Source organism: Streptomyces sp. NBC_01077 (assembly GCF_045162855.1).
In the GTDB taxonomy this organism is placed as follows: domain Bacteria; phylum Actinomycetota; class Actinomycetes; order Streptomycetales; family Streptomycetaceae; genus Streptomyces.
The window spans coordinates 5955194-5978870 of the sequence record NZ_CP108669.1 but is presented as its reverse complement, the minus strand read 5'-3'; the positions used below and the strand labels follow the sequence as shown (position 1 = coordinate 5978870).

The 23677-nt window shown below is 71.4% G+C and carries 22 protein-coding genes; 7 read left to right on the top strand and 15 right to left on the bottom strand.

Going from position 1 to position 23677, the window contains the following annotated elements; translation table 11 throughout:
• The first annotated feature begins 11 nt into the window (after positions 1 to 11).
• Complete coding sequence (locus tag OG462_RS27195) at positions 12 to 788, top strand: alpha/beta hydrolase (protein ID WP_406061510.1); 777 nt, start codon at positions 12 to 14, stop codon at positions 786 to 788.
• Here the strand turns inward: OG462_RS27195 and OG462_RS27190 are convergent.
• Complete coding sequence (locus OG462_RS27190; protein WP_406061509.1) at positions 774 to 1799, bottom strand: LysR family transcriptional regulator; 1026 nt, start codon at positions 1797 to 1799, stop codon at positions 774 to 776. The genes OG462_RS27195 and OG462_RS27190 overlap by 15 nt on opposite strands.
• A gap of 62 nt (positions 1800 to 1861) precedes the next feature.
• Here OG462_RS27190 and OG462_RS27185 point away from each other — a divergent pair, with 62 nt between their 5' ends.
• From OG462_RS27185 to OG462_RS27175, 3 genes are all read left to right on the top strand, one after another.
• Complete coding sequence (locus OG462_RS27185; RefSeq protein WP_406061507.1) at positions 1862 to 3142, top strand: MFS transporter; 1281 nt, start codon at positions 1862 to 1864, stop codon at positions 3140 to 3142.
• A 77-nt stretch (positions 3143 to 3219) separates the two neighbouring features.
• Positions 3220 to 3927, top strand: a complete 708-nt coding sequence (locus OG462_RS27180; protein WP_406061505.1) for a L,D-transpeptidase family protein — start codon at positions 3220 to 3222, stop codon at positions 3925 to 3927.
• Between the two features lie 84 nt (positions 3928 to 4011).
• Complete coding sequence (locus OG462_RS27175) at positions 4012 to 4983, top strand: sigma-70 family RNA polymerase sigma factor (RefSeq protein WP_406061503.1); 972 nt, start codon at positions 4012 to 4014, stop codon at positions 4981 to 4983.
• A 10-nt stretch (positions 4984 to 4993) separates the two neighbouring features.
• Here OG462_RS27175 and OG462_RS27170 read toward each other — a convergent pair whose 3' ends face one another.
• Positions 4994 to 5245, bottom strand: coding sequence for an STAS domain-containing protein (locus OG462_RS27170; RefSeq protein WP_406061501.1), 252 nt, complete (start codon positions 5243 to 5245; stop codon positions 4994 to 4996).
• Positions 5246 to 5334: 89 nt separating this feature from the next.
• Between OG462_RS27170 and OG462_RS27165 the strand changes: the two genes are divergently transcribed.
• Entirely contained in the window at positions 5335 to 5991 is a 657-nt protein-coding gene (locus tag OG462_RS27165) for an HAD family hydrolase (protein WP_406061499.1), read from the top strand.
• 105 nt (positions 5992 to 6096) lie between these two features.
• Here OG462_RS27165 and OG462_RS27160 read toward each other — a convergent pair whose 3' ends face one another.
• The 11 genes from OG462_RS27160 to OG462_RS27110 form a co-directional block, all read right to left on the bottom strand.
• Positions 6097 to 7374 carry a thymidine phosphorylase gene (locus tag OG462_RS27160; protein WP_406061497.1) on the bottom strand — a complete coding sequence of 426 codons (1278 nt, stop codon included), beginning with the start codon at positions 7372 to 7374 and terminating at the stop codon, positions 6097 to 6099.
• A gap of 80 nt (positions 7375 to 7454) precedes the next feature.
• A complete protein-coding gene (locus tag OG462_RS27155) occupies positions 7455 to 7859 on the bottom strand; it encodes a cytidine deaminase (protein ID WP_406061495.1) in 405 nt (134 codons plus the stop codon).
• Positions 7856 to 9118 (bottom strand): ABC transporter permease, encoded by a 1263-nt coding sequence (locus OG462_RS27150; protein WP_406061493.1) that lies wholly within the window; start codon positions 9116 to 9118, stop codon positions 7856 to 7858. The genes OG462_RS27155 and OG462_RS27150 overlap by 4 nt, the downstream gene beginning before the upstream one ends.
• The gene (locus OG462_RS27145) at positions 9115 to 10233 is read right to left on the bottom strand and encodes an ABC transporter permease (RefSeq protein WP_406061491.1); all 1119 of its coding nucleotides are present in this window, start codon (positions 10231 to 10233) and stop codon (positions 9115 to 9117) included. Before OG462_RS27145 ends, OG462_RS27150 begins: the two co-directional genes overlap by 4 nt.
• Positions 10230 to 11942: an ABC transporter ATP-binding protein gene (locus tag OG462_RS27140; protein WP_406061489.1), complete on the bottom strand. Its 1713-nt coding sequence runs from the start codon at positions 11940 to 11942 to the stop codon at positions 10230 to 10232. Before OG462_RS27140 ends, OG462_RS27145 begins: the two co-directional genes overlap by 4 nt.
• A 116-nt stretch (positions 11943 to 12058) precedes the next feature.
• Positions 12059 to 13120: a BMP family protein gene (locus OG462_RS27135; protein WP_406061487.1), complete on the bottom strand. Its 1062-nt coding sequence runs from the start codon at positions 13118 to 13120 to the stop codon at positions 12059 to 12061.
• Positions 13121 to 13447: 327 nt separating this feature from the next.
• Complete coding sequence (locus OG462_RS27130; protein ID WP_406061486.1) at positions 13448 to 14668, bottom strand: amidohydrolase; 1221 nt, start codon at positions 14666 to 14668, stop codon at positions 13448 to 13450.
• 116 nt (positions 14669 to 14784) lie between these two features.
• Positions 14785 to 16011, bottom strand: coding sequence for a hypothetical protein (locus OG462_RS27125; RefSeq protein WP_406061484.1), 1227 nt, complete (start codon positions 16009 to 16011; stop codon positions 14785 to 14787).
• A complete protein-coding gene (locus OG462_RS27120) occupies positions 16008 to 16901 on the bottom strand; it encodes an N-acetylneuraminate synthase family protein (RefSeq protein WP_406061482.1) in 894 nt (297 codons plus the stop codon). Before OG462_RS27120 ends, OG462_RS27125 begins: the two co-directional genes overlap by 4 nt.
• A gap of 11 nt (positions 16902 to 16912) precedes the next feature.
• The gene (locus OG462_RS27115; protein ID WP_406061480.1) at positions 16913 to 18172 is read right to left on the bottom strand and encodes a cytidylyltransferase domain-containing protein; all 1260 of its coding nucleotides are present in this window, start codon (positions 18170 to 18172) and stop codon (positions 16913 to 16915) included.
• Entirely contained in the window at positions 18172 to 19461 is a 1290-nt protein-coding gene (locus tag OG462_RS27110) for a DUF6716 putative glycosyltransferase (protein ID WP_406061478.1), read from the bottom strand. The genes OG462_RS27115 and OG462_RS27110 overlap by 1 nt, the downstream gene beginning before the upstream one ends.
• A gap of 219 nt (positions 19462 to 19680) precedes the next feature.
• Here OG462_RS27110 and OG462_RS27105 point away from each other — a divergent pair, with 219 nt between their 5' ends.
• Positions 19681 to 20703 carry a glycosyltransferase family 2 protein gene (locus OG462_RS27105; protein ID WP_406061476.1) on the top strand — a complete coding sequence of 341 codons (1023 nt, stop codon included), beginning with the start codon at positions 19681 to 19683 and terminating at the stop codon, positions 20701 to 20703.
• Positions 20700 to 22022 carry a polysialyltransferase family glycosyltransferase gene (locus OG462_RS27100; protein WP_406061474.1) on the top strand — a complete coding sequence of 441 codons (1323 nt, stop codon included), beginning with the start codon at positions 20700 to 20702 and terminating at the stop codon, positions 22020 to 22022. Before OG462_RS27105 ends, OG462_RS27100 begins: the two co-directional genes overlap by 4 nt.
• A gap of 103 nt (positions 22023 to 22125) precedes the next feature.
• Here the strand turns inward: OG462_RS27100 and OG462_RS27095 are convergent, their stop codons facing one another.
• The gene (locus tag OG462_RS27095; RefSeq protein WP_406061472.1) at positions 22126 to 22947 is read right to left on the bottom strand and encodes a MerR family transcriptional regulator; all 822 of its coding nucleotides are present in this window, start codon (positions 22945 to 22947) and stop codon (positions 22126 to 22128) included.
• A gap of 37 nt (positions 22948 to 22984) precedes the next feature.
• Positions 22985 to 23638, bottom strand: a complete 654-nt coding sequence (gene leuE / locus OG462_RS27090) for a leucine efflux protein LeuE (RefSeq protein ID WP_406061471.1) — start codon at positions 23636 to 23638, stop codon at positions 22985 to 22987.
• Positions 23639 to 23677: the final 39 nt, after the last annotated feature.

The following is a 23677-nucleotide window of genomic DNA, read 5'->3' as shown; positions in this document are numbered from 1 at the left end:
ACTGTTCTGTCATGGCGCACTTCGCACTCGTGGGGCCGCCCGACGCCCGGAGACCCCGGCTCGGTCGGCCTGTTGGAGGTTCACGCACGTCGGCGGCGGTGGGCGGCGTGGTGCTGCTGCTTCCGGACGGCGAGCCGGTGTCGGGGCGGCGTGCCTCCACGCTGGCCCACGCGGCGATGCTGCCGCTCGGGCGGGGTCTCGTCCGGGCGGGCAGGGCCGAGGGCCTCGTCGCCCATGTGGTCCGTTACCGGGGGCGCGGCTGGAACGGGGCCGACGCCAACCTCGCGGCGGACGCCTCCTGGGCGGTCGCCGAGGCCGTACGGCGCTACGGCGACGTCCCGGTCTGTCTCGTCGGCCACGGGCTCGGCGGCAGGGCGGCGCTGCAGGCCGCCGGGCACGGCGCGGTCGGCTCGGTCCTGGCGCTCGCCCCGTGGCTGCCGGAGGACGACATGGCGGCGGAGCCGGAGGCCGTACGGCAGCTGGTGGGGCGCCGGGTGCTGCTCGTCCACGGCACGAACGACGCCCGTACGGACCCGGAGCTGTCGTTCCGGTTCGCCGAGCGGGCGAAGAAGGCGAACCGGGACACCTGCCGTTTCGAGGTGCATTCGGACGGTCATGCCCTGCGCCAGTACGCGGCCGAGGTCCAGGCCCTCGCCGCCGACTTCGTCCTCGGCGCCCTCTTCGCCCGGCCGGTCACCCGCCCGGTGACCGACGCGATGGCCGCTCCCCCGCCGCTCGGCCTGCGGATGCCGCTCGCCGCGGGCTTCAAGGGCTCACTGCGGCGGTGAGGGCTCCTCCGGGAGCCGCCTCGCGGCAGGCTCCTCCGAGAGCAGTGGCGCGGCGGGCTCCTTCGGGAGCAGATGACCGCGCCTGCTGAGCAGGAACTTCTTGAAGGCGGCCACCGGGGCCGTGTCAGGGTGGCCGTCCAGCCAGGCGACGCCGATCTCGCGGACCGCTCGCGGGGCGGTGACGGTGAGTTCGACGACGCCGGGGCGCGGTACGGCCGGTGGCGGCAGCAGGGCGACGCCGAGTCCGGCGGCGACCAGGCCGCGCAGGGTCTCGGCCTCCTCGCCCTCGAAGGCGACCCGGGGCTTGAACCCGGCCTCCGCGCACAGGTCGTCGGTGATGCGGCGGAGCCCGTACCCCGGTTCCAGGGTCACGAAGGTCTCGTCGGCGGCCTCGGCGAGGCGGACGCGCTTGCGGCCCGCGAGCCGGTGGTCGTCGGGGACGACGAGCCGGAGCCGCTGTTCGTCGAGGCGCCGGGCGACCAGGTCGGGGGCGTCCGGCACCGGGGAGGTCAGGCAGAGGTCGAGGTCGCCGGCCCGGAGCCGTTCGATCATGGCCTCGCCGTAGTTCTGGACCAGGGTGAAGCGGATCCGCGGATGGTCGACGCGGAAGGCGCGGATGAGGCCGGGGACGGTCTCGGAGCCCATGGTGTGGAGGAAGCCGAAGGCGACGCGGCCGGCCGTGGGGTCGGCGTCGGCCCGTACGGTGTCGGCGGCCCGCTCCACCTCCGCGAGCGCCCGCTCGGCGGCGGTGAGGAAGCGGCGCCCGGCCGGGGTCAGGGAGACCGTGCGGCCGCGGCGGGCGAAGAGGCTGACGCCGAGGTCCTGTTCGAGCCGGACCATCGCCCGGGAGAGCGTGGACTGCGGGACGCCCATCTCGGCCGCGGCCCTGGTCACGTGCTCGTGCCGGGCGACGGCGGCGAAGTACGCGAGCCGCGGGGCGAGCAGCAGTCCCATGTCTTCTTCGTTACTGTTCGGTGACAGGCGAAGCTGTGACCTGTACTCATGCACCATAGGAACGATTACAGCAGTTCCGTGCATTGGACGCATGAAACGGGTCGGCCTACGTTCGACACATGCCTTCCGCCAGTACCAAGGCGGCCGCCACCATCGCGTCCGCCGACACCCGCTCCCCTGCCGACACCCGCCTCACCCCCGGCGCCCCCGGCTACCGCAGGATGAGCCTCGCGCTCTTCGCCGCCGGCCTCGCCACCTTCGCGCTCCTCTACTCCACACAGGCCCTCCTCCCGGCCATCTCGGCCGAGTTCGGCGCCACCGCCTCCGCCGCCTCCTGGACGGTCTCGGCCGCGACCGGCGCCCTCGCCCTGTGTGTGCTCCCGCTCAGCGCCCTCTCCGAGCGCTTCGGCCGGCGCGCGATGATGATCGCCTCCTTGTCCGTCGCGGTCGGCATCGCCCTCCTCGTGCCGCTCGCCCCGAACCTGGAGTCCCTGATCGCCCTCCGCGCGATCCAGGGCGCCGCGCTCGCCGGGCTCCCGGCCTCCGCGATGGCCTTCCTCGCCGAGGAGGTCCGCCCCAAGGCGCTGATCGCCGCGATCGGCCTGTTCGTGGCCGGCAACTCGATCGGCGGCATGAGCGGCCGCCTGGTGACCGGCTGGGTGGCCCAGATGTGGGGGTGGCGGGCGGGTCTGGCCGCCGTCGGCCTGACCTCCCTGCTGTGCGCGCTCGCCTTCCGGGCGCTGCTGCCGAAGGCACGGCACTTCACGCCCGGCACGCTCAACCCGAAGGCGCTCGCCCGGACGGTAAGGACGCATCTCGCGGACCCGCTGCTGATGCGTCTCTACGTGATCGGCGCCCTGTTCATGACGGTGTTCGGCGCGGTGTACACCGTCATCGGCTACCGCCTGGTCGAGGCCCCGTTCTCGCTGCCGCAGGGCGTGATCGGCTCCATCTTCCTGGTCTACCTGGTCGGTACGGTCTCCTCCGCCGCCGCGGGCAGGCTCGTCGGCCGGCTCGGCCGGCGCGGGGCGCTCTACCTGGCGGTCTCCACCACCGCCGCGGGTCTGCTGCTCTCGCTCGCCGACGCACTGCCGGCGGTCCTCGCGGGCCTCGTCCTGATCACCGCCGGCTTCTTCGCCGGCCACGCGGTCGCCTCCTCCTCGGTGAGCCGTACGGCGAAGACGGGCCGCGCGCAGGCCTCGGCGCTCTACCAGTCCGCGTACTACCTCGGCAGCAGCGCGGGCGGCACGCTCGGCGCGATCGCCTTCCACGAGGGCGGGTGGGCCGGCACGGTCCTGATCGGCCTGGTCGCGGTCCTCGGCGTCGTCTCGGTGACCCTGTACGGCAGCCACAGCGCCCGCGTCGAGGCGCGGCGGATCCAGCTCGCCGCATCCTGCTGATTCCGGCCGATTCCGCTGCAACTGCGCCGCTCCCCCGGACGTCCTGACTGATAGGACTCAAGGGGGAGTTGACGATCATGAACAGAATCGCGGGCCGGATAGGCAAGAGAGCGGGCATCGCGGCCGGCCTCACCTCGCTGGTGGTGCCGATGACCATCGCACTCGGGGCGGCTCCGGCGCAGGCGGCGTCCTGCAACGTGACGACGGGCCCGTACCAGAAGCAGGTGGAGAAGTTCCTCGGGCGGACGGTCGACGGGCGCCAGTCGCTCGCCGACTGCAAGGCCATCCAGGCCTTCCAGGGGAAGCACGGCATCACCCCGACCGCGGGGTACGCCGGGACGATCACCTGGCGCACGATGAACACGATGATCCAGCAGAAGGCGGCGGGGTCCAACCCGAACAAGGACCGCAAGTGTCCGACCAACCGGGGCCGGATCGCCTGCGTCGACCTGACCCGCCAGCTGACGTGGATCCAGGACGGTTCCCGCCTCAAGTACGGCCCCGTGCCGGTCCGTACGGGCAAGGACGGCACCGAGACCCGGACCGGGTCGAAGAAGATCTACTGGCGGAACATCAACCACTGGTCGACGATCTACCACGTCTCCATGCCGTACTCGCAGTTCTTCGACGGCGGGCAGGCCTTCCACTCGACCACCAAGTCCATGTGGAACCCGCCGGGCTCCGGCGGCTGCGTCAACATGCGCTCCGCCGACGCCAAGGCGTACTGGAACCTGCTCAGGAACGGCGACGACGTCTTCATCTACGGGCGCAAGCCGGGAACCTGACCCCGACTGTCGGTCGGCTGCGGTAGCTTCCCTCTCACCGGCACCGAACGGGTGCCGGTGAGGGGTGAGTGGGGTGTGGACCCGATGAGTGACGCCGCGACCGCGACGACCGACCAACTCGACAAGTACCGCCGGGAACTGACCGGTTACTGCTACCGGATGCTCGGATCCTCCTTCGAGGCGGAGGACGCGGTGCAGGACACCATGGTGCGCGCCTGGAAGGCCATCGACTCCTTCGAAGGCCGCTCCTCGCTGCGGTCCTGGCTCTACCGGATCGCCACCAACGTCTGCCTGGACGCGCTGAACGCGGGCAACCGGAGGGCACGGCCGATGGACCTCACCTCGCCGACGCCGGTCGCCCAGGCACAGCTCGTCAAGCAGCCGGAGATCACCTGGCTGGAACCCATTCCCGACGGGCGGGTGCTGCCCTCGGTCGCCGACCCGGCGGAGACGGCCGTCTCCCGGGAGACCGTACGGCTCGCGTTCGTGGCCGCGCTCCAGCATCTGCCGCCCAAGCAGCGGGCGGTGCTCATCCTGCGCGAGGTGCTCGCCTGGAAGGCCAGCGAGGTCGCCGAACTCCTCGACACCTCCGTCGCCTCGGTCAACAGCGCCCTGCAGCGGGCCCGCGCGACGCTGGCCGAGCAGGCACCGGCCACCTCCGACCCGGCGAACCCCCTCGACGAGGAACAGAAGGCGCTCCTGGAGCGCTATGTCGCCGCGTTCGAGGGCTACGACATGAAGGCGCTGACCGCGCTCCTCCACGAGGACGCGACCATGTCCATGCCGCCGTACGACCTCTGGCTGCAGGGGCACGACGACATCGTCGGCTGGATGCTGGGCGTCGGCGAGGTCTGCTCGGGCTCGAAGCTGGTGCCGACCGTGGCGAACGGCTCCCCGGCGTTCGCGCAGTACCACCCGGACCCGGCGGGCGGCTTCGCCCCGTGGGCGCTCATCGTCCTGGAGCTCCGCGACGGCAAGGTCGCCGGGATGGACTTCTTCCTGGACACCGAGCGCTGGTTCCCGCTCTTCGACCTGCCGGCCCGCCTGGAGGCCTAGGGTTCGCCGGTCAGACCCCCAGGGTCCCGTCGAGCCCGGTCAGCAGGAGCAGGGCCCGCAGGTCGGGCCCTGCTCCATGGAAGCGGATCCGGTGCCCGCCGCGCCCGGCGGCGAGCTTGAGCCGGGCGAGGGCGTCGACGGCGGCGAGGTCGGCGGGCGCGAGCGCGCCGACCTCGCAGACCACCTCCCCGGGCGGTGCGGCCCCGAGCGCGGCGCAGAGACGCGCGACCTCGTCCCCGGTGGGGCGGGCGGTCAGGGTCACGACAAGCGGTTGACTGGTGTCCACATGCCTGGTGACCGGAGGACGGACCGGAACTCATCGGTGCGGGACGACCGCATAGGCTCCCGATCATGACTCACGAGCCTGTCGAACTGGTGATCTTCGACTGTGACGGCGTTCTGGTGGACAGCGAGAAGATCTACTGCCGGGTGGACCGGGAGGTGTTCGCGGCCCTCGGAGCGGAGTTCACCGAGGCGGAGATGATCGACTACTTCGTCGGCTCCTCGCACGCGATGCTCACCTCCATCGTGGAGGAACGCAGGGGCCACCCCCTCGAACCCGGCTGGCAGTCCCCCTTCAAGCAGCGGTACGAGGACGCGCTGGACGCGGAACTGACGGCCGTGGAGGGCATCACGGACGTCCTGGACACCCTGCCGCTCCCCTACTGCCTCGCCTCCAACGGCAGCCACCCCAGCATCCGCAAGAACCTCGGCCGCGCCGGACTGCTCGACCGCTTCGAAGGCCGCATGTTCAGCGCCCGCGACGTGTCCCGCGCCAAGCCGGCCCCGGATCTCTTCCTCCACGCGGCCGCCACGATGGGCGTCCCGCCGGAGCGCTGCGCGGTCGTCGAGGACAGCCCGTACGGCGTCCAGGCCGCCCGCGCGGCCGGCATGCGCGCCTTCGGCTACACCGGCGGCCTGACCAGGGCGAACCGCCTGACGGGCCCCCGCACGGTGGTCTTCGACGACATGCGGGAGCTGCCGGGGCTGCTCGGGGAACCGGTCTAGTCGTCACCGGTACCCACACGTAGTCGTCACCGGCACCCGCATGCCGAACGGGACCGGCGGAGGTCCGCCGGTCCCGTTCGTTCGAGCGCGTCAGGGGCACACGCCTCAGGCGATGCGGTCCAGGACGATCGGGTTCGGGGTGAACTCGGTGCCCGGGGCCGCGATGTCCCAGGCCGACCCCAGGGACTTCAGCGCGTAGTCGAACTTCTCCGGGGTGTCCGTGTGGAGGGTGACGAGGGGCTGGCCCGCCGTCACCGTGTCGCCCGGCTTGGCGTGGATCTCGACACCAGCGCCGGCCTGCACCGGGTCCTCCTTGCGGGCGCGGCCCGCGCCCAGGCGCCAGGCGGCGATGCCGATGTCGTAGGCGTCGAGGCGGGTCAGGACACCGGAGGACGGGGCCGTCACGACGTGCTGCTCGCGGGCGACCGGGAGGGCCGCGTCCGGGTCGCCGCCCTGGGCCGCGATCATCCGGCGCCAGTGGTCCATCGCCGAGCCGTCGGCCAGCGCCTTCGCCGGGTCCGCGTCCTTGATGCCGGCCGCGTCGAGCATCTCGCGGGCGAGCGCGATCGTCAGCTCGACGACGTCCGCCGGGCCGCCGCCGGCGAGGACCTCGACCGACTCGCGGACCTCGAGGGCGTTGCCGGCGGTGAGGCCGAGCGGGGTGGACATGTCGGTGAGCAGCGCGACGGTCTTCACACCGCTGTCGGTGCCGAGGCCGACCATGGTGGAGGCCAGCTCGCGGGCGTCCTCGATGTTCTTCATGAAGGCGCCGGTGCCGACCTTGACGTCGAGGACCAGGGAGCCGGTGCCCTCGGCGATCTTCTTCGACATGATCGAGGAGGCGATCAGCGGGATGGCTTCCACCGTGCCCGTGACGTCGCGGAGCGCGTAGAGCTTCTTGTCGGCGGGGGCCAGGCCGTCGCCGGCCGCACAGATGACCGCGCCGGTGGTGTCGAGGACGTGCAGCATCTCCTCGTTGGAGAGCAGCGCGCGCCAGCCCGAGATGGACTCCAGCTTGTCGAGCGTGCCGCCGGTGTGGCCGAGGCCGCGGCCGGAGAGCTGCGGGACGGCCGCGCCGCAGGCGGCGACGAGCGGGGCGAGCGGGAGGGTGATCTTGTCGCCGACGCCGCCGGTGGAGTGCTTGTCGGCGGTCGGGCGGGAGAGGGCGGAGAACTCCATGCGCTCGCCGCTCGCGATCATCGCCGCCGTCCAGCGGGCGATCTCCGCGCGGTTCATGCCGTTCAGCAGGATGGCCATGGCCAGGGCGGACATCTGCTCGTCGGCGACCGCGCCGCGGGTGTACGCGTCGATGACCCAGTCGATCTGCTCCGGGCTCAGCTCGCCCTTGTCCCGCTTCGTGCGGATGACGGAGATGACGTCCATGGTGGTGCCTCTTTCTACGCGCATAGAGGGGGAAAGGAGGAGCGGCCCTTCCCATCGTGCCGGAAGGGCCGCTCCGAGGTTTACTTCGCGAGGTGGTCCGGGCCGAATGCCTGCGGCAGCATCTCGGCCAGCGTCAGGAACCCGGCGGGCGTCTCCAGTACGAGTTCGGGACCCCCGAACTCGTACAGCAGCTGCCGGCACCGCCCGCACGGCACCAGGGACTCGCCCCGGCCGTCCACGCAGACGAAGTGCGTGAGGCGCCCGCCGCCGGTCGCCTGCAGCTCGGAGACGAGCCCGCACTCGGCGCACAGGGCGAGGCCGTACGAGGCGTTCTCCACGTTGCAGCCGGAGACCACCCGCCCGTCGTCGACGCGGGCCGCCGCGCCGACCGGGTAGCCCGAGTACGGGGCGTACGCGTGGGACATGGCCTCGCGTGCCGTGACCCGCAGGGCCTCCCAGTCGGCCCCGGGCGGGGCGGTCGTCACTTGCCCTGACCCTTGCGGTACGGCAGACCGTCCGCCTTCGGCATGCGCAGGCGCTGCGCCGACAGGGCGAGCACGAGCAGGGTGGTGATGTACGGGGCCGCGTCGACGAACTGGCTCGGGACCTCGTCGGTCAGCGCGTACCAGAGGAAGAAGCCGACGCCGAAGGCCGCGGAGATCGCGCCGACCACGTACTTCTTCCTGTACAGCTGCCACAGGGCGGCGATCACCAGGAGCAGGGCGACGAGCAGCAGCAGCGCGTGGACGTTCTCGGCGCCACCGCGCAGCTTGAGGCTGTCGGTGAAGCCGAAGAGGCCCGCGCCGAGCGCCATGCCGCCGGGCATCCAGTTGCCGAAGATCATCGCAGCGAGACCGATGTAGCCGCGACCGCCGGTCTGGCCCTCCTGGTAGATGCCGGTGGCGACGATCGCGAGGAACGCGCCGCCGAGGCCCGCGAGGGCGCCGGAGGTCGTGACGGCGATGTACTTGTACTTGTAGACGTTGACGCCGAGGGACTCGGCGGCGACCGGGTTCTCACCGCAGGAGCGCAGCCGCAGGCCGAAGGCCGTGCGCCACAGCACCCACCAGGTGGCCGGGATCAGCAGCAGGGCGACGATCGTGAGCAGCGACAGGTTGGTGACGAGGCCGCCGAGGATGCCGGCCAGGTCGGAGATGAAGAACCAGTGCTTGCCCTGGAGATCCGCAAGCCAGTCGGACAACCCTGGGATCGTGATCTTGGTGATCTGGTCGATGCGCGGGGACTGCTTGGAGGAGCCGCCCTCGGCCTCGGCGAACGTGAAGTTCGACAGGTACTGGGTGAAGCCCACCGCGAGGATGTTGATCGCCACACCGGAGACGATGTGGTTCACGTTGAACGTGACGGTGATGATCGCGTGCAGCAGACCGCCGAGCGCGCCACCGAGGAGACCGAAGAGGACACCCACCCAGGGGCCCCACTGGTATCCGGCCCAGGCGCCGAACCAGGTGCCGAGCACCATCATGCCTTCGAGGCCGATGTTGACGACGCCCGCGCGCTCGGCCCACAGACCGCCGAGACCGGCGAGGCCGATCGGCACGGCGAGCGAGAGCGCGCCGGAGACCTGACCCACCGAGGTGAGGTCGTTGGCCCCGGAGACGGCCCGGACGAGGGAGAAGAGCAGAAGACCGGCCGCGGCGATCAGCATGATCCACGGCCAGGTGAGCTTGCGGCGTCCGCCGCCCTTGGGCGCGGCGCTCGGCTTGGTGACAGTGCCGGTGCTCATGCCGAGACCTCCTTGTCGGTCTTGATGGCGCCGCCGGCGGCGAGTTCCTCGCCGACCTTCTGCTGCTGGCGACGGAGGCCGTAACGGCGGACGAGCTCGTACGAGACGACGACCGCGATCACGATGATGCCCTGCATGATCTTGGTGATCTCCTTCGGGTACCCGTACACGTCGAGGTTGCTGGACGCCTTGTCCAGGAACGCGAAGAGCAGGGCCGCGAAGAAGATGCCGACCGGGTGGTTCCGGCCGAGCAGCGCGATGGTGATGGCGGTGAAGCCGACACCGACGGGGAAGTCGAGGCTGTACGTGTGGGACTCGCCGAGCAGCGTCGGCATGCCGGAGAGGCCGGCCAGCGCGCCCGAGAGCAGCATCGCGGTGAGGACCATCTTCTTGGCGTCGACGCCGCTGGCCTGGGCGGCGGACTCGCTGGCGCCGGTGGCGCGCAGGTCGAAGCCGAACCGGGTGCGGTTGAGGACGAACCAGTAGACGACGCCGAGGGCCAGCGCGACGAAGGTGAAGCCGTAGATGACTCCGTTGCCCTCGCCCATGTCGATGCCCGGGAACCAGCCGGACTCGGAGATCTCACCGGTGGTGAGGTTGTTGGAGCCCTCGGGCTGGACGCCGAAGTTCTTCGGCAGGATCAGCCAGGCCACCAGCGAGGTCGCGATGGCGTTCAGCATGATCGTCGAGACGACCTCGGAGACACCGCGGGTGGTCTTCAGGATGCCGGCGATGCCGGCCCAGAAGGCGCCGGTGAGCATCGCGACGAGCACGATCACCAGGATGTGCAGCGGACCGGGCAGCTCGATCGAGGCGCCGACGAGGGCCGAGACCATCGCCGCGAGCCGGTACTGGCCGTCGACACCGATGTTGAACAGGTTCATCCGGAAACCGATGGCCACGGCCAGGGCTGCCAGGTAGTAGATCCCGGTCTGGTTGACGATCAGGACCTGGATGTCGGCGAAGCCGGCGTTCTCGATCATCAGCCGGATCGGCTCGATCGGGTCGAGGCCCGTCGCGAGCAGCACCAGGACGGTGAGCACGAACGAGGTGACCAGGGCGAGCACCGGTCCGGCCGCGCCCAGGATCAGCTTGTCCTTGTCGAATTTCATCATCGGGCGTCACCGTCTTCGGGCTGCTCTGCGTCGCCTTCGAGCTGACCGCTGGCCGCGCCGGTCATGGCGGAGCCGAGCTGCTCGGGCGTGATGGTGGCGGGGTCGGCGTCCGCGACGAGCTTGCCGCGGTACATGACCCGGAGGGTGTCGGAGAGACCGATCAGCTCGTCGAGGTCGGCCGAGATCAGCAGCACCGCGAGACCCTCGCGGCGCGCGTCCCGGATCGCGTCCCAGATCTGCGCCTGCGCGCCGACGTCCACACCACGGGTGGGGTGGGCGGCGATCAGGAACTTGGGCGCGTGGCTCATCTCGCGGCCGACGATCAGCTTCTGCTGGTTGCCGCCGGAGAGGGAGGCCGCGGTGACGTCGATGCCGGGGGTGCGCACGTCGTACTCGCGCACGATCCGCTCGGTGTCCTTGCGGGCGCCCTTCGGGTCGAGGACGCCGCGCTTGGAGTTGGGCGCCTCGGAGACGTGGCCGAGGATCCGGTTCTCCCAGAGGGGGGCCTCCAGGAGCAGGCCGTGGCGGTGGCGGTCCTCGGGGATGTAGCCGATGCCGCCCTCGCGGCGCTTGCGCACCGAGACCTTGGAGATGTCCACGCCGTCGAGCGAGATGACGCCCGCGTCGGGGGTGGACAGGCCCATGAGGGCCTCGATGAGCTCGGTCTGGCCGTTGCCCTCGACACCGGCGATCCCGAGGATCTCGCCCTTGTGGATCGTGAGGGAGATGTCGTCGAGCAGCTTGCGGCCCGCCACGGCCTCCTCGTGGAAGGTCTCCCCGAACGACGGGTCCTCCTGCGGGGCGGTGGTCAGCGGGGCTGCGGTGACTCCGCTCTCGACCAGCGTGAGGTTCTCGACCTTGAGCATGGCGATGTCGGTGACCGTGGACTCACGGGTCTCCGGGGAGGGCAGCTCGCTGCCGACCATCAGCTCGGCGAGCTGCTTGGTGGTGGCGGTCTTCGGGTCGGCGGTGCCGACCGTGGTGCCCCGGCGGATGACCGTGATGTCGTCCGCGACCTTCAGGACCTCGCCCAGCTTGTGCGAGATGAAGATGACGGTCAGGCCCTCGGCCTTGAGCTCGCGCAGGTTGTCGAAGAGAGCGTCGACCTCCTGCGGGACGAGCACGGCGGTCGGCTCGTCGAGGATGAGGATCTTGGCGCCGCGGTAGAGGACCTTGAGGATCTCCACGCGCTGCCGGTCGGCGACGCCGAGGTCCTCGACGAGGGCGTCGGGGCGGACCCCGAGGCCGTACGCGTCGGAGATCTCCCGGATCTTCTTCCGCGCCTTGGCGCCGATGCCGTAGAGCTTCTCGCCGCCGAGGACGACGTTCTCCAGGACGGTGAGGTTGTCGGCGAGCATGAAGTGCTGGTGCACCATGCCGATGCCGCGCGCGATGGCGTCACCGGGGCTGGAGAAGGTGACCTGCTGGCCGTCGACCGCGATGGTGCCCTCGTCCGGCTTCTGCATGCCGTAGAGGATCTTCATGAGGGTCGACTTGCCGGCACCGTTCTCGCCGATGAGGGCGTGCACGGTGCCCTTGCGGACCGTGATGGCGATGTCCTTGTTGGCGACGACGCCGGGGAATCGCTTGGTGATGCCGTGCAGTTCTACGGCGGGGGGGCTGGACGCGTTGATGACGCACTCTCCTTGGCCGGAAGGAGTGGGAGCGGGAGGGCAGGGCGGGGCGAAGTTATCGTGCCAGGGAGACATCTACACGCGTAGCGCTGCCGAAAAATGAAAACCCGTACGGGAATGGACCCGGGGCCCGGTGCGATGGCGGGTGCCACCGCTCCGGGCCCGCGGGCTCAGGTCATGACCTGCTGTCCTTACGGAGCGGTCTTGACCGTGATCTTGCCGTCGACGATGTCCTTCTTCGCCTTCTCCACGGCGGCGGTGACATCGGTCATCTTCTTGTACGCCGGGTTGGAGTCGGCCAGGCCGACGCCGTCCGTGGCGAGGCCGTAGCGGATCTCGCCGGACTGCGGCTTGCCGTCCTTGACCGACTTGATCACGTTGAAGACGGAGTCGGACACGTCCTTGGTGACCGAGGTCAGGATGTGGTCCTTGTAGGAGGCCAGACCCGCCTGGTTGTACTGGTCGGAGTCGACACCGATCGCCCACTTGCCGGCGGTCGCGGCAGCCTCGATCGAGCCGGAGCCGGCCAGACCGGCGGCCGCGTAGATCACGTCGGCGCCCTTGTCGAGCTGGCCCTCCGCGGCGGCCTTGCCGAGGTCGGGCTTCGAGAAGCCGTCGAAGTTCGGCGGCTGGGTCAGGTACTGGACGAGCACCTTCGCCTTGGGGTTGGTGTCCTTGACGCCCTGCGCGAAGCCCGCCTCGAACTTCTTGATCAGCGGAACCTCGACACCGCCGATGAAGCCGACCGTGCCGGTCTTGGACGCCTTGGCGGCGGCGACGCCGGCCAGGTAGGAGCCCTGCTCCTCGTTGAAGACGAGGTTGGCGATGTTCGGGCCGGTCTTCGACGTGTCGTCGATGAGGCCGAAGGTGGTCTTCGGGTAGGCCTTGGCGACCTTCTCGATGGCCGGCGCGTAGGCGAAGCCGACACCGATGACCGGGTTGTTGCCGGCGCGGGCGAGGGCCGTGAGGCGCTGCACCTTGTCGGCGTCGCCCTCACCCTCGGAGGGCTCGGCCTCGGCGCCCTTGACGCCGAGCTCGTCCTCGGCCTTCTTCAGGCCCGCGTAGGCGGCGTCGTTGAACGACTGGTCGCCACGGCCACCGATGTCGTACGCGATGGCGGCCTTGGTCGCCTTCGAGTCCGTCGACGACGACGAGGAGCCGGAGTCGGTCGAAGACTTGCCACACGCGGTGGCGGAGAGCGCGAGCGCCGCGGAGGCGATGCCCACGGTCGTGATCCTGGTGATCCGGCGCAAGAGGAGGGTCCCTTCAAGACTGACCGAAAGCGCCTCTTCCGGCGCTGGTTTCGCGGCGATCGTAACGCGCGTAGATGTCAGTTAAAGACCCGTTCATGAGTCGTTATCGGATCGTCGCGAACCGGCCAGTCGAGGCGACCGGGGGCGTTCGGCCCGGTACCGCCGGTTATACCGCCGGGAAGGGGTGTCGGGACAGAGGGCGTAACGCGCCACGCCGGGCCGCTGAGCCGAAGGGGGGACGGCGGTCGGCCGGACGGATGAGGGGGGTGACCTGCCTGATCCGGCGTGATCGGCAGGACACCGCCCCGCGGTCCGTCCGGCCGGAATTCAGCGCTGCGGCGCGGCGTCGATCAGGGCCGCGGCGGTGAAGAGCTCCACGGCGGCCTCGATGCAGCGCTCGTCCACGTCGAAGTCGCCGGCGTGCAGGTCGCGGACGCGGGTGTCGCCCGGGGTGCGGACGCCGAGGCGGGCCATGGCGCCGGGGACGTGCTCCAGGTACCAGGAGAAGTCCTCGCCGCCGAGGCTCTGCTCGGTGTCCTCGATCGCATACGGTCCGCGGCGGGCGGTCATCGCGGCCTGGAGGAGTTCGGTGACCGCCGGGTCGTTGACGACCGGGGGGACACCGCGGACGTAGGTGACGGTCGACTTGGCCCGGTGGAGGGTCGCGATCTCGTCGATGGCCGCGTGCACCAGGTCGGGCGCGTCCCGCCAGGTGGGCAGGTCGAGGCAGCGGACGGTGCCGGAGAGCTCGGCGTGCTGCGGGATGACGTTGCAGGCGTGGCCCGCCTCGATACGGCCCCAGGTGACGGAGAGTCCCGAGCGGGCGTCGACGCGGCGGGCCAGGACGGCGGGGACGTCGGTGGCGACCCGGGCGGCGGCGGTGACGAGGTCGGTGGTGAGGTGCGGGCGGGCGGTGTGGCCGCCGGGGCCGTCCAGGGTGACTTCGAGGCGGTCGCAGGCGGAGGTGATGGGGCCGGTGCGGAGCCCGATCTTCCCGGCGTCCACCCGGGGGTCGCAGTGGACGGCGATGATCCGGCCGACTCCGTCCAGGACTCCGGCCTCGACGGCGTCGGCGGCGCCGCCGGGGAGGACCTCCTCGGCGGGCTGGAAGAGGAGCCGTACGGCGTTCGGGAGGAGGCCCTGCCGGTCGAGTTCGGCGAGGACGAGTCCGGCACCGAGGACCGTGGTGGTGTGGACGTCGTGTCCGCAGGCGTGGGCGCGGTTGGCCACGGTGGAGCGGTAGGCGACGGTCTTGACGTCGGGGATCGGCAGCGCGTCGATGTCGGCGCGGAGCGCGAGCATGGGCCGGTCGCGGTCCGGGGTGCCGATGTCACAGATGAGTCCGGTGCCGCCCGGCAGGACCTTCGGCGCGAGGCCGGCCGCCTCCAGGCGGGCCTTGAGCGCGGCGGTCGTACGGAACTCCTGGTTCCCGAGCTCCGGATGCATGTGCAAGTCCCTGCGGAAGGAGATCAGTTCGATGCGCAGGGGTTCGGACAGCGTTCCGGGCAGGGTGACGGAGCCTGGCTCACGGGACTTCAACTGGTTCACCCTTTGAAGGGTAGGCCTCCGAGGAGGTCAACTGCCCGTTGATCACAAAAAGTTCAGCCCGTTAGGGGAAAGAATCTCGGTTCGACAGGCATGAAGCCCGTTCCATATGGGTACGCTCAGCCGAATTCGAGCCGATCCGTCTGGGTCGCCGTCCGTGAGGTGAGCCGGTCGACCTCGTGGGCCGCCGTGCCCGCCACCCCGGACAGGAAGCCCTGGGCGCGCGGCGAGGCGGTCGCCCTCAGCCACTCGGGCGCGATCTCACAGACCGCGACCTTCACCCCGGTCCCGGCGAGGGCCAGCGGCAGGGTGTGCACGACCGTGGACGGGAAGCTGACGACCGTACGGCCGATGGGTCCGCGCCGGGCGATCAGTTCCAGGGGCAGCTCCGGCCGGACGACCTGCAGGCCCGTCTCGACCGCGATCCGGTGCAGCTTCTCGGCGCTCTCCCTGCGGTGCGCGAAGTAGCGGGTGGCGCCGTGGGTGCGGGCGAGTTCCGCCACCACCCGGTCGTAGTGGTCGGCGTCGACGACGCCCGTCTCGACCAGCGAGGTGCCCACCAGATCCGCGCCCCCGGTGAGCCGCGGCGGGCCGAAGCGGGTCCGGGTCCAGGCATAGGAGTTCTCGGTGACCGTGATGCCCTCGGGGGCCTCGACGGGCAGCGAGGTGAAGATCTCGACCGTACGGCCCCGGTTCGGGGCGAGACGCCGCTTGGCGAACGAGGTCACCGGGGCGAGCACCAGCTCGCGCGGGTCGAGGCCGCTGCCTTTGCGGTGCCAGCGCACCAGGCGCTCGCCGCGGCCGATCTGGGCGGCGAACTCCATGGTGGCGGTGCCGTCGTCGACCACGGTCAGGTGCCGGGGGCCGAAGAGGGTGAGGAGGAGCTGGACGTACCGGGAGAACGGGTCCCCGATGATCACCCGCTCCGCCGAGCGCAGCGGCCGGGCGAGCTCCCGCAGCGTGCGGACGAGCGAGCCCCGGCCACCGCGGGCCTCCTGCCAGCGGACGGTGAAGCCCTCGTCGCGGGCCAGCTGGGCCATGCGGCGCAGCTGGCCCCGCGACATGGGGTCGGTCGGCGAGAGGACGACGACCGTCAGGGCGGGTGCGGCCTGTGCCGCACCCTGGGTGGCGTCCGTCGAGCGAGGCGCCCGCACGGACGCGACGGCGTCCGCGGAGTCGGGCGCCGCGGTGGCCGCCGCGGGCACGGCGTCCGCCGGGCCGTGCGCGCCGGCGGGTGCCGCGGAGGGCGCACCCGGAGCGGCTGCCCGCCCGGTCTGCGTGTGCGCCCATTCCAGGACGTTGAGGAGCTGGACCGGGCTCTCGACGAACGCCAGCTGCCCGGTCATGCGGCGACGAGCCCCTGGACCCGGCGGAGCTTCTTCATCGGGCCGAGCTCCGACTCGTAGACCTTCTTGACGCCGTCGCCGAGGGCGGTCTCGATCGTGCGGATGTCGCGGACCAGGCGCTGCAGGCCCTGGGGCTCGACGGAGGCGGCCTGGTCGGAGCCCCACATGGCGCGGTCGAGGGTGATGTGACGCTCGACGAAGGTGGCGCCGAGGGCGACGGCGGCCAGCGTGGTCTGGAGGCCGGTCTCGTGGCCGGAGTAGCCGATCGGGACGTTGGGGAACTCCTCCTGGAGCGTCTGGATGACGCGCAGGTTGAGCTCCTCGGCCTTGGCCGGGTAGGTCGAGGTGGCGTGGCAGAGCAGGATGTTGTCGCTGCCGAGGACCTCGACGGCGTGACGGATCTGCTTCGGCGTCGACATGCCGGTGGAGAGGATGACCGTACGGCCGGTGGCGCGCAGCGAGCGCAGCAGCTCGTCGTCGGTGAGGGAGGCCGACGCGACCTTGTGGGCCGGGATGTCGAACTTCTCCAGGAAGGCGACGGCCTCGGTGTCCCACGGGGAGGCGAACCAGTCGATGCCGCGCTTCTTGCAGTGCTCGTCGATGGCGCGGTACTGGGTCTCGTCGAACTCGACGCGGTGACGGTAGTCGATGTACGTCATGCGGCCCCAGGGGGTGTCCCGCTCGATGTCCCACTGGTCGCGCGGGGTGCAGATCTCGGGGGTGCGCTTCTGGAACTTGACGGCGTCGCAGCCGGCCTCGGCGGCCACGTCGATCAGCGCGAAGGCGTTGTCGAGGTCACCGTTGTGGTTGATGCCGATCTCGCCGGTGATGTAGACGGACTGTCCCGGGCCCGCGGTCTTGTCGCCGAGGGTGCGCATACGGCTGTTCATGGTGCTGATCCTTAGGAGTTGGGGGTGTTGAGCTCGGGTCCGAGGAGCCAGGCGGCGATCTCGCGGATCGCGCCGGAACCACCCGGGGTGACGGTGACCGCGCGGGCCGCGGCCCGTACGGAGTCGTGTGCGCTGCTCACCGCGACGGGCCAGCCGACGAGGTGGAAGCAGGGAAGGTCGTTGACGTCGTTTCCGGCGTAGAGCACGCGCTGCGGGTCGATGCCCTCGGCCTCGCACCACTCCTTGAGAGCCCGGTCCTTGCGGTCGATGCCGTGCAGGACGGGGATCTTGAGCTTGCGGGCGCGGGCGGCGACGACGGCGTTCTGCTCGGTGGAGAGGATGAGGACCGGCAGTCCGGCACGGCGCAGGGCCGCGATGCCGAGGCCGTCGCCGCGGTGCGCGGAGACGAACTCGCGCCCCTCGGCGTCCAGGTGGACCCGGTCGTCGGTCTGCGTGCCGTCGAAGTCGAGGACGACGGCGTCGACGTCCGCGAAGCCGGGGGTGGCCGGGGTGTCGAGGAGCGGCGCGAGGGCGCGGGCGCGGGCCAGGTCGTGCGGGTCGTCGATCTCCAGGACCCGGGCGGGGTCGGTGACGACGAGCGCCGTACGGCCGAAGAAGCGGTGCTTGTGGGTACGGAAGCCCGCTGCGTCCATCGCGTAGACGGCGCCGGTCTCCAGGTACTCGGGTTCCCGGTCCTGGCGGCGGGGGCGGTGCGCCTTGTCGTGGTTGACGCCGGTGGCGCCGTCCGCCGCGCCGTCGGAGGGTTCCCGCCACAGGAAGCCGTGCGACGGGGCGGCCGTGAAGGCCGTGTCGGCGGCACCGGAGGTGATGCGCTCGACGGCCTCGGCGACCTCGGCGGAGCCGAGGAAGGGGCTCGTGCACTGGACGAGGAGGACCACGTCGGCCGGGCGGCCGTGGGCGGCCTCGAAGGCATCCATCGCGTGCAGGACCGCGGCCTCGCTGGTGGCGGTGTCGCCGGCGATCTCGGCGGGGCGCCGCACGGCCTCGGCCCCCGCGGTACGGGCGGCCGCCGCGATGCCGGCGTCGTCGGTGGAGACCACGACGTGGGTGACGGGGCGGGCGCCGAGGCAGGCGTGGACGGCGCGGGCCACCAGGGGGACTCCGGCCACCGGGGCGAGGTTCTTGGCGGGCACGCCCTTCGAGCCGCCCCTCGCGGGGATCACGGCGAGCACGGTCGGCGCGGGCCGGGTGGCCTCGGCGGCGGTGGGCTCCGTGGCCGGCTGCTCGGCCGGCGTGGCGGTGGCGGTCATCAGAGTTCTCCCAGACGGCGGATGACGGGGGCGACGCGTTGCACGCCGTGGCGGTACGCGCCCCGCGCGGCCTCCCGGACGACCCTGCGGAGGCCGCTTTCGCGGGGCTCCTGGGCGGTGACGTCCAGGCGGTGGCGGGCGAGGATCCCGGGCAGGTAGCCGGGCGCCGTCTCCGTTGTGTAGTAGGGGGTGATCGGGGGCAGCGCGGGGAGCGCCAGGAGCTCGGTGACCCGGTCGCGGGCCGCGTCGAAGGCCTCCTCGTACGACCCGTCGGACGCGACGCCCTGCCGGGCGAGCCAGGTCTCGTCGGGCGTCGGGGCGAGCCCCCTGTCGAGCCGGTCGAAGGAGGCCAGCAGGCCGGAGCCGACGAAGTGGTGGTTGCCCAGCGCCTCGCGGACCCCGAGGTCGGTCAGGATCGCGGTGGGGATGCGCCGGTGGAGGGCTTCGAGGGCCGCCGTGGAGGAGACGGTCACGAGCAGGTCGGTGCGGTCGAGGACCTCACCCATGTGCCCGTACACGAGGCGGAAGTTGGCCGGCGGGTCGAGCTCGCGCACCAGCTTCTGGAAGGGGAACTCCTCCAGGTGCGTGGTGTGTTCGCCCGGCTTGGAGCGAAGCTTGAGGAGCACCTCGCGGTCCGGGCGGAGCCGGGCGTGCTCGATCAGTCGCCGCAGCACGTAGGCGCGCTCGGTCCGGGTGACCGGCACGGACGGCTGGGCGGCGAAGACCAGGGTGTCGCGGCCGGGCTCCGGGGTGTGCGGGGCGCCGCCGAGGAAGGGCAGTGCCGCCTCGACGACCGAGTCGGCCCCGGCGCCCACTCCCTCGTACACGGCACGGAAACGCTCCGCGTCGTGACGGGAGTTGGCGAGGACGACGTCGGCGCCGTGGCGCAGGAGCAGACCGTCGGTCAGCTTCTCGTAGACGACGCCGACATAGCCGGTGACGATCACGGGGCGCCGTTCGAGGCCCAGGTCGGCGAGACCCTGGAGGACGGCCCGGACGGTGCCGCCGACGAGGGCGAGCACGACGACGTCGTATCCCTCGCCGCGCGTCTCCGCGTCCCGTACCGCGCGCAGGAACTCCGCGCCCGTCACCTCCCGCGGGGTGGTGGTGGACACCCCGGTCTCGGCGAGCTGGCGTTCGGTGGGGGTTGCCCGTCCGCGCAGGACGAATCCGGTGGGTTCGGCGGTCGCCGTGGTGATGCGGCGCGCCGTGAGGGCGCCCCATTTCCACCGGGTGTCGGAATCGGCGAGTACGGCGACCCGTACCGCTTCTCTGGTACTTGCTGGCACGCCGAGGACGCTAGAAGGGCATTCCGCTTTTCGGCCCAACTGAGCCACAACAAACGGTGAACAGAGCCTCTCCTCCTGTTGAAGTGGGTCGTGAACCGGACGTGAGGGGGTCGATTTCCCCGTTGGGGAAAGGTGGTTAATCGGCCCGCCGCTTCGTGTTCACCGAAGAGTTGCCCACCGGTCGGTGGGAATGCCGGGACGGCACCTAGCGTCAACCGCGTGGTCAAGCTCTCCGTCGTCGTGCCGTTCTTCAACGTGCAGACATACGCCCCCGACACCCTCACGAGCCTGCGGGCCAACGCCCGGGAGGACTTCGAGTTCCTGCTCGTCGACGACTGCTCGTCGGACGGGACTCCGGAGCTCCTCGAACGGGCCGCGCGCGAGATCCCGGGTGCCGTCCTGATCAGGCACGAGCACAACGAGGGCCTCGCCACGGCCCGCAACACCGGCCTCGACGCCGCCCGCGGCGAGTACCTCACCTTCCTCGACGGGGACGACTGGCTCGCCCCCGGCTACTACTCCCGCCTGGTCACCGCCGCCGAGGAACTCGGCTGCGACTTCCTGCGCACCGACCACGTCTCCGTCACCGGGCGGAACCGCGGGATCCGCCGCGCGCCGATCCCCCGGCGCGGCGAGGTGCTGGACCCGCGGGACGCGATCCTGCCCTCGCACCGGACGACCTCGGTCGACTACCCGTACGCCTGGGCGGGGATCTACCACCGGCGGCTCCTCGACCGCGGCCTGCTGCACTTCCCGCACGGTCTGCGGACCGCCGAGGACCGGCCGTGGATCTGGCGACTGCACCGCGAGGCGAAGTCGTTCGCCGCGATCGGTGAACTCGGCGTCTTCTACCGGCGCGGAGTGGCGACCTCACTCACCCAGATCGGCGACATAAGGCAATTGGATTTCATTCGCGCATTCGACCAGGTGATCGAGGAAACCGCACAGGACGCGGACGCGGACCTTCTTCTTCCGAAGGCCGTCCGCACCTATTGCGCGGTGATTTCCCATCACATCGGATCGATAGAGCGCTTCGAGCCCGACGTGGCCCGCCGGCTGAAAGCGATGGGCGCGGGCGCGCTGCGGCGCATGCCGCAGGACGTCCTCGACGAGGCCCTGAAGGCCATGGGCGGGGACCGCGCGACGATGCTGCGCAGACTGCGGCGACGCCGTCCGGCACCACCGCCGGCCCCGGGCCCGGGCGCCGGTGCCGGCTCGACCTCTGCGGAGGTGGCCGCGTGAGCACCCGCCGGACCACCCAGATCTTCTGCGCCTCCACCCTCTACGGCGTGGCGACGATCGCCGCCGCCCTGGACAGCGGGAGCTTCGGCCCCGCCGACCGCCGCATCCTCCTCGTCACCCACAACGCGGCCGTGCCGGAGACGACCCCGGCCCTGGACGAGGCCGAGGGCTTCGAGCGACTGCGCGGCCGCTTCGACTCCGTCCTGTCGTGGAACGAGACGATCTCCCCGCTCCACCCGGGCGGCTGGACCCCCCGGGCGAGTGATCTGCCGCTCCTCCAGCGCCATCTGCGCAAGCTCTGGGACCTCGGCGACGACCGTGTCGAACTCGCCCTGGAATCGCTCCAGGTGACGCCCGCGCTCGCCATCGCCCAGCTGCTGCCCGACGCGCCGATCACCGTGTACGCGGACGGTCTGATGAGCTACGGGCCGACCCGCAACAAGATCGACCCGCTGATCGGCGGGCGCGTCGGCCGGCTGCTCCACCTGGACCTCGTCCCCGGGCTCGCGCCGCTGCTGCTCGCCGAGTTCGGGGCGGTGCCGGAGGCCGTACCGACGGAGGCGTTCACCACGTGCGTCGACGAGCTGGCCGGGCCCGCCGCCCCGGCCGGCTCCGGGGACGGCCCCGCGCTGCTCCTCGGCCAGTACCTCGCGGCCCTCAACCTGCTGACCGTCGCCGAGGAGGAGGAGCTGCACCTGCGGATGGTCCGGGGCGCGGTCGCCCGGGGCCACCGGCGGCTCGTGTTCAAGCCGCACCCGACGGCCCCCGACACCTGGTCGAAGGCGCTGGTGCGGGAGGCGGCGGCGCTCGGCGCCGAACTGACCGTCGAGAACCGGCCCGTACTCGCCGAGGTGCTCTACCGCGAGCTGCGGCCCGCTCTCGTCGTCGGCTGCTTCTCCACGGCGCTGCTCACCGCGCAGACCTTCTACGGACTGCCGGTCGCCCGGGTCGGCACCCGCGGCCTGCTGGAACGGCTCACCCCGTTCCAGAACAGCAACCGCATCCCGCTCACCGTCGTGGACGCGGTCGTCCCGCCCCTGGAGGACGGCGGGGAGGACGGCGGCGCGGTCGCCACGGAGCAGCTGAACGACCTGGTCGCGGCGGTCGGCTTCGCCATGCAGCCGAAGATCCGGCCGGAGCTGCGGGAGCCGGCGGTACGGCACCTGTCCGGCCCGCTCGCCGAACGCACCCGGCACCACTTCACCCGCCGCCGCCTCACCGTCCTCAACCTGCCCGGCGGCATCCCGCTCCCCCGGCACCCGAGGGTCCGCCGCCTGGCGCGGCGTGCGCTGCGGCTGCGCAAGGCGCTGAAGAGGTAGCGACGCCGCGGCCTGGCTTCCGGCACCCGTTCCGGACGCCACCGCGCAAAGCGGCGGGCCCGGGCCCCGTGCGGGGGACCCGGGCCCGCAGGCGTCCTCGCCCTCAGGCGCGGACGATCGCCTCCTGGATCTCCGTCACCCACTGCGAGCGGTCCTCGGGGCACTCCAGGTACAGCTCGCGCGCGTAGTGCCGCGTCTTGTACCCGTTGGCCTCGATCCAGCGCGCCAGGGTCTGCGCGGTCGGCAGGATCGTGTCCATCGAGCCCCGGTGGACGACGGTCGCCGCCTCCTCGATGCCCGGCAGGACGTGCACCTCGACGCCCTCCACGGCCGTCCCCTCCGGGACGGTCATGCCGGCGTGCACGAGGACCGACCCGTCGCCCTTGCCCGCGTCCTCGTAGTACGCGATCCCCGGGCCGAACCCGGTGAGCCCGGCGGCCTCAAGAAGGCCGCACAGCTCGTCGTACAGGGGCCCGATGACCGGGCCGATGTCGTGCGGGCCGAAGCTCGCGGCGACCGCGCTCAGCTCGGCGATCCGGACGGCGGGGATCTTCTTGACGACGACGTCCTGGGTGGACATGCGTCCCTCGCTCTCGATGGCTCGGAGCCGCGCGCCGACCTGGGCGAGCCGTGCCCGCGCCTCCGCCAGGGCCGCTTCCAGCTCGGCCTGGCGCAGACGCAGCATGCCCCGCAGCTCGTCCGCGTCGAACTTCTCGTCGAGGATCGCCCCCACCTGTTCGAGGGTGAAGCCGAGGTCCTTGAGCGCGATGACACGGTTGAGCAGGGCGAGCTGGTCCGCCGTGTAGAAGCGGTAGCCCGTGTGCGGGTCGACCCGGGCCGGGCGCAGCAGTCCGATGGCGTCGTAGTGGCGCAGCATCCGGACCGACACCCGCCCGTGCCGGGCGAAGTCTCCGATGGTGAACATGACGACCCCTACGGAACGGCCTCACACGGTGTGAGGGTCAAGCGGCGCTGCTGAGGGACAGCTTCGCGGCGAAGCCGAGGAAGAGCGCGCCCGCTGCGGAGGTCGCCCCCGCCGAGAGCCGCCTGCGGCGCCGGAACGCGGCGGCCAGCCGGGTGCCGCCGAATATCAGCATCGTGAGGTAGAGGAAGCTGCCGATCTCCAGCAGCGTGCCGAGCACCAGGAAGGAGAGGGCCGGGTAGGCGTACGCGGGGTCCACGAACTGCACGAAGAACGAGATGAGGAAGAGGATCGCCTTCGGGTTGAACAGGCTGATGATGAGCGCCCTGCGGTACGGGTTCTCCCCCGCCGCCTGTACCTGCTCGGGTTCCTCGGCCGGCGTCTCCCCGCGCGAGCGCCACATCGCCCAGGCCGACCGCAGCATCCCGTACGCCATCCAGGCCAGATAGCCCGCGCCCGCGTACTTCACGATCATGAAGAGCAGCGGCGTGGTCTGGAGCAGCGAGGCCGCGCCGAGCGCGGCAAGCGTCATCAGGACCGCGTCGCCGGTGAAGACGCCGGCCGCGGCCTTGTACCCGGTCCGGGTGCCCTTGCGGGCGGCGACGGACAGCACGTACAGCGAGTTCGGCCCCGGCAGAAGGATGATGAGGACGAGGCCTACGAGGTAGGTCGGAAGATCGGTGACACCCAGCATGAAGCGGAGTGTCGCATGTCAGTACGACACTCCGCCTGT

What these genes read in the sequence shown, in the direction of transcription:
- OG462_RS27195 (WP_406061510.1), top strand. Translation starts at nt 12, where the DNA reads ATGGCGCACTTCGCACTCGTGGGGCCGCCCGACGCCCGGAGACCCCGG.
- OG462_RS27190 (WP_406061509.1), bottom strand. Translation starts at nt 1,799, where the DNA reads ATGGTGCATGAGTACAGGTCACAGCTTCGCCTGTCACCGAACAGTAAC.
- OG462_RS27185 (WP_406061507.1), top strand. Translation starts at nt 1,862, where the DNA reads ATGCCTTCCGCCAGTACCAAGGCGGCCGCCACCATCGCGTCCGCCGAC.
- OG462_RS27180 (WP_406061505.1), top strand. Translation starts at nt 3,220, where the DNA reads ATGAACAGAATCGCGGGCCGGATAGGCAAGAGAGCGGGCATCGCGGCC.
- OG462_RS27175 (WP_406061503.1), top strand. Translation starts at nt 4,012, where the DNA reads ATGAGTGACGCCGCGACCGCGACGACCGACCAACTCGACAAGTACCGC.
- OG462_RS27165 (WP_406061499.1), top strand. Translation starts at nt 5,335, where the DNA reads ATGACTCACGAGCCTGTCGAACTGGTGATCTTCGACTGTGACGGCGTT.
- OG462_RS27160 (WP_406061497.1), bottom strand. Translation starts at nt 7,374, where the DNA reads ATGGACGTCATCTCCGTCATCCGCACGAAGCGGGACAAGGGCGAGCTG.
- OG462_RS27150 (WP_406061493.1), bottom strand. Translation starts at nt 9,118, where the DNA reads ATGAGCACCGGCACTGTCACCAAGCCGAGCGCCGCGCCCAAGGGCGGC.
- OG462_RS27145 (WP_406061491.1), bottom strand. Translation starts at nt 10,233, where the DNA reads ATGATGAAATTCGACAAGGACAAGCTGATCCTGGGCGCGGCCGGACCG.
- OG462_RS27140 (WP_406061489.1), bottom strand. Translation starts at nt 11,942, where the DNA reads ATGTCTCCCTGGCACGATAACTTCGCCCCGCCCTGCCCTCCCGCTCCC.
- OG462_RS27125 (WP_406061484.1), bottom strand. Translation starts at nt 16,011, where the DNA reads ATGACCGGGCAGCTGGCGTTCGTCGAGAGCCCGGTCCAGCTCCTCAAC.
- OG462_RS27120 (WP_406061482.1), bottom strand. Translation starts at nt 16,901, where the DNA reads ATGAACAGCCGTATGCGCACCCTCGGCGACAAGACCGCGGGCCCGGGA.
- OG462_RS27115 (WP_406061480.1), bottom strand. Translation starts at nt 18,172, where the DNA reads ATGACCGCCACCGCCACGCCGGCCGAGCAGCCGGCCACGGAGCCCACC.
- OG462_RS27095 (WP_406061472.1), bottom strand. Translation starts at nt 22,947, where the DNA reads ATGTTCACCATCGGAGACTTCGCCCGGCACGGGCGGGTGTCGGTCCGG.
- leuE (WP_406061471.1), bottom strand. Translation starts at nt 23,638, where the DNA reads ATGCTGGGTGTCACCGATCTTCCGACCTACCTCGTAGGCCTCGTCCTC.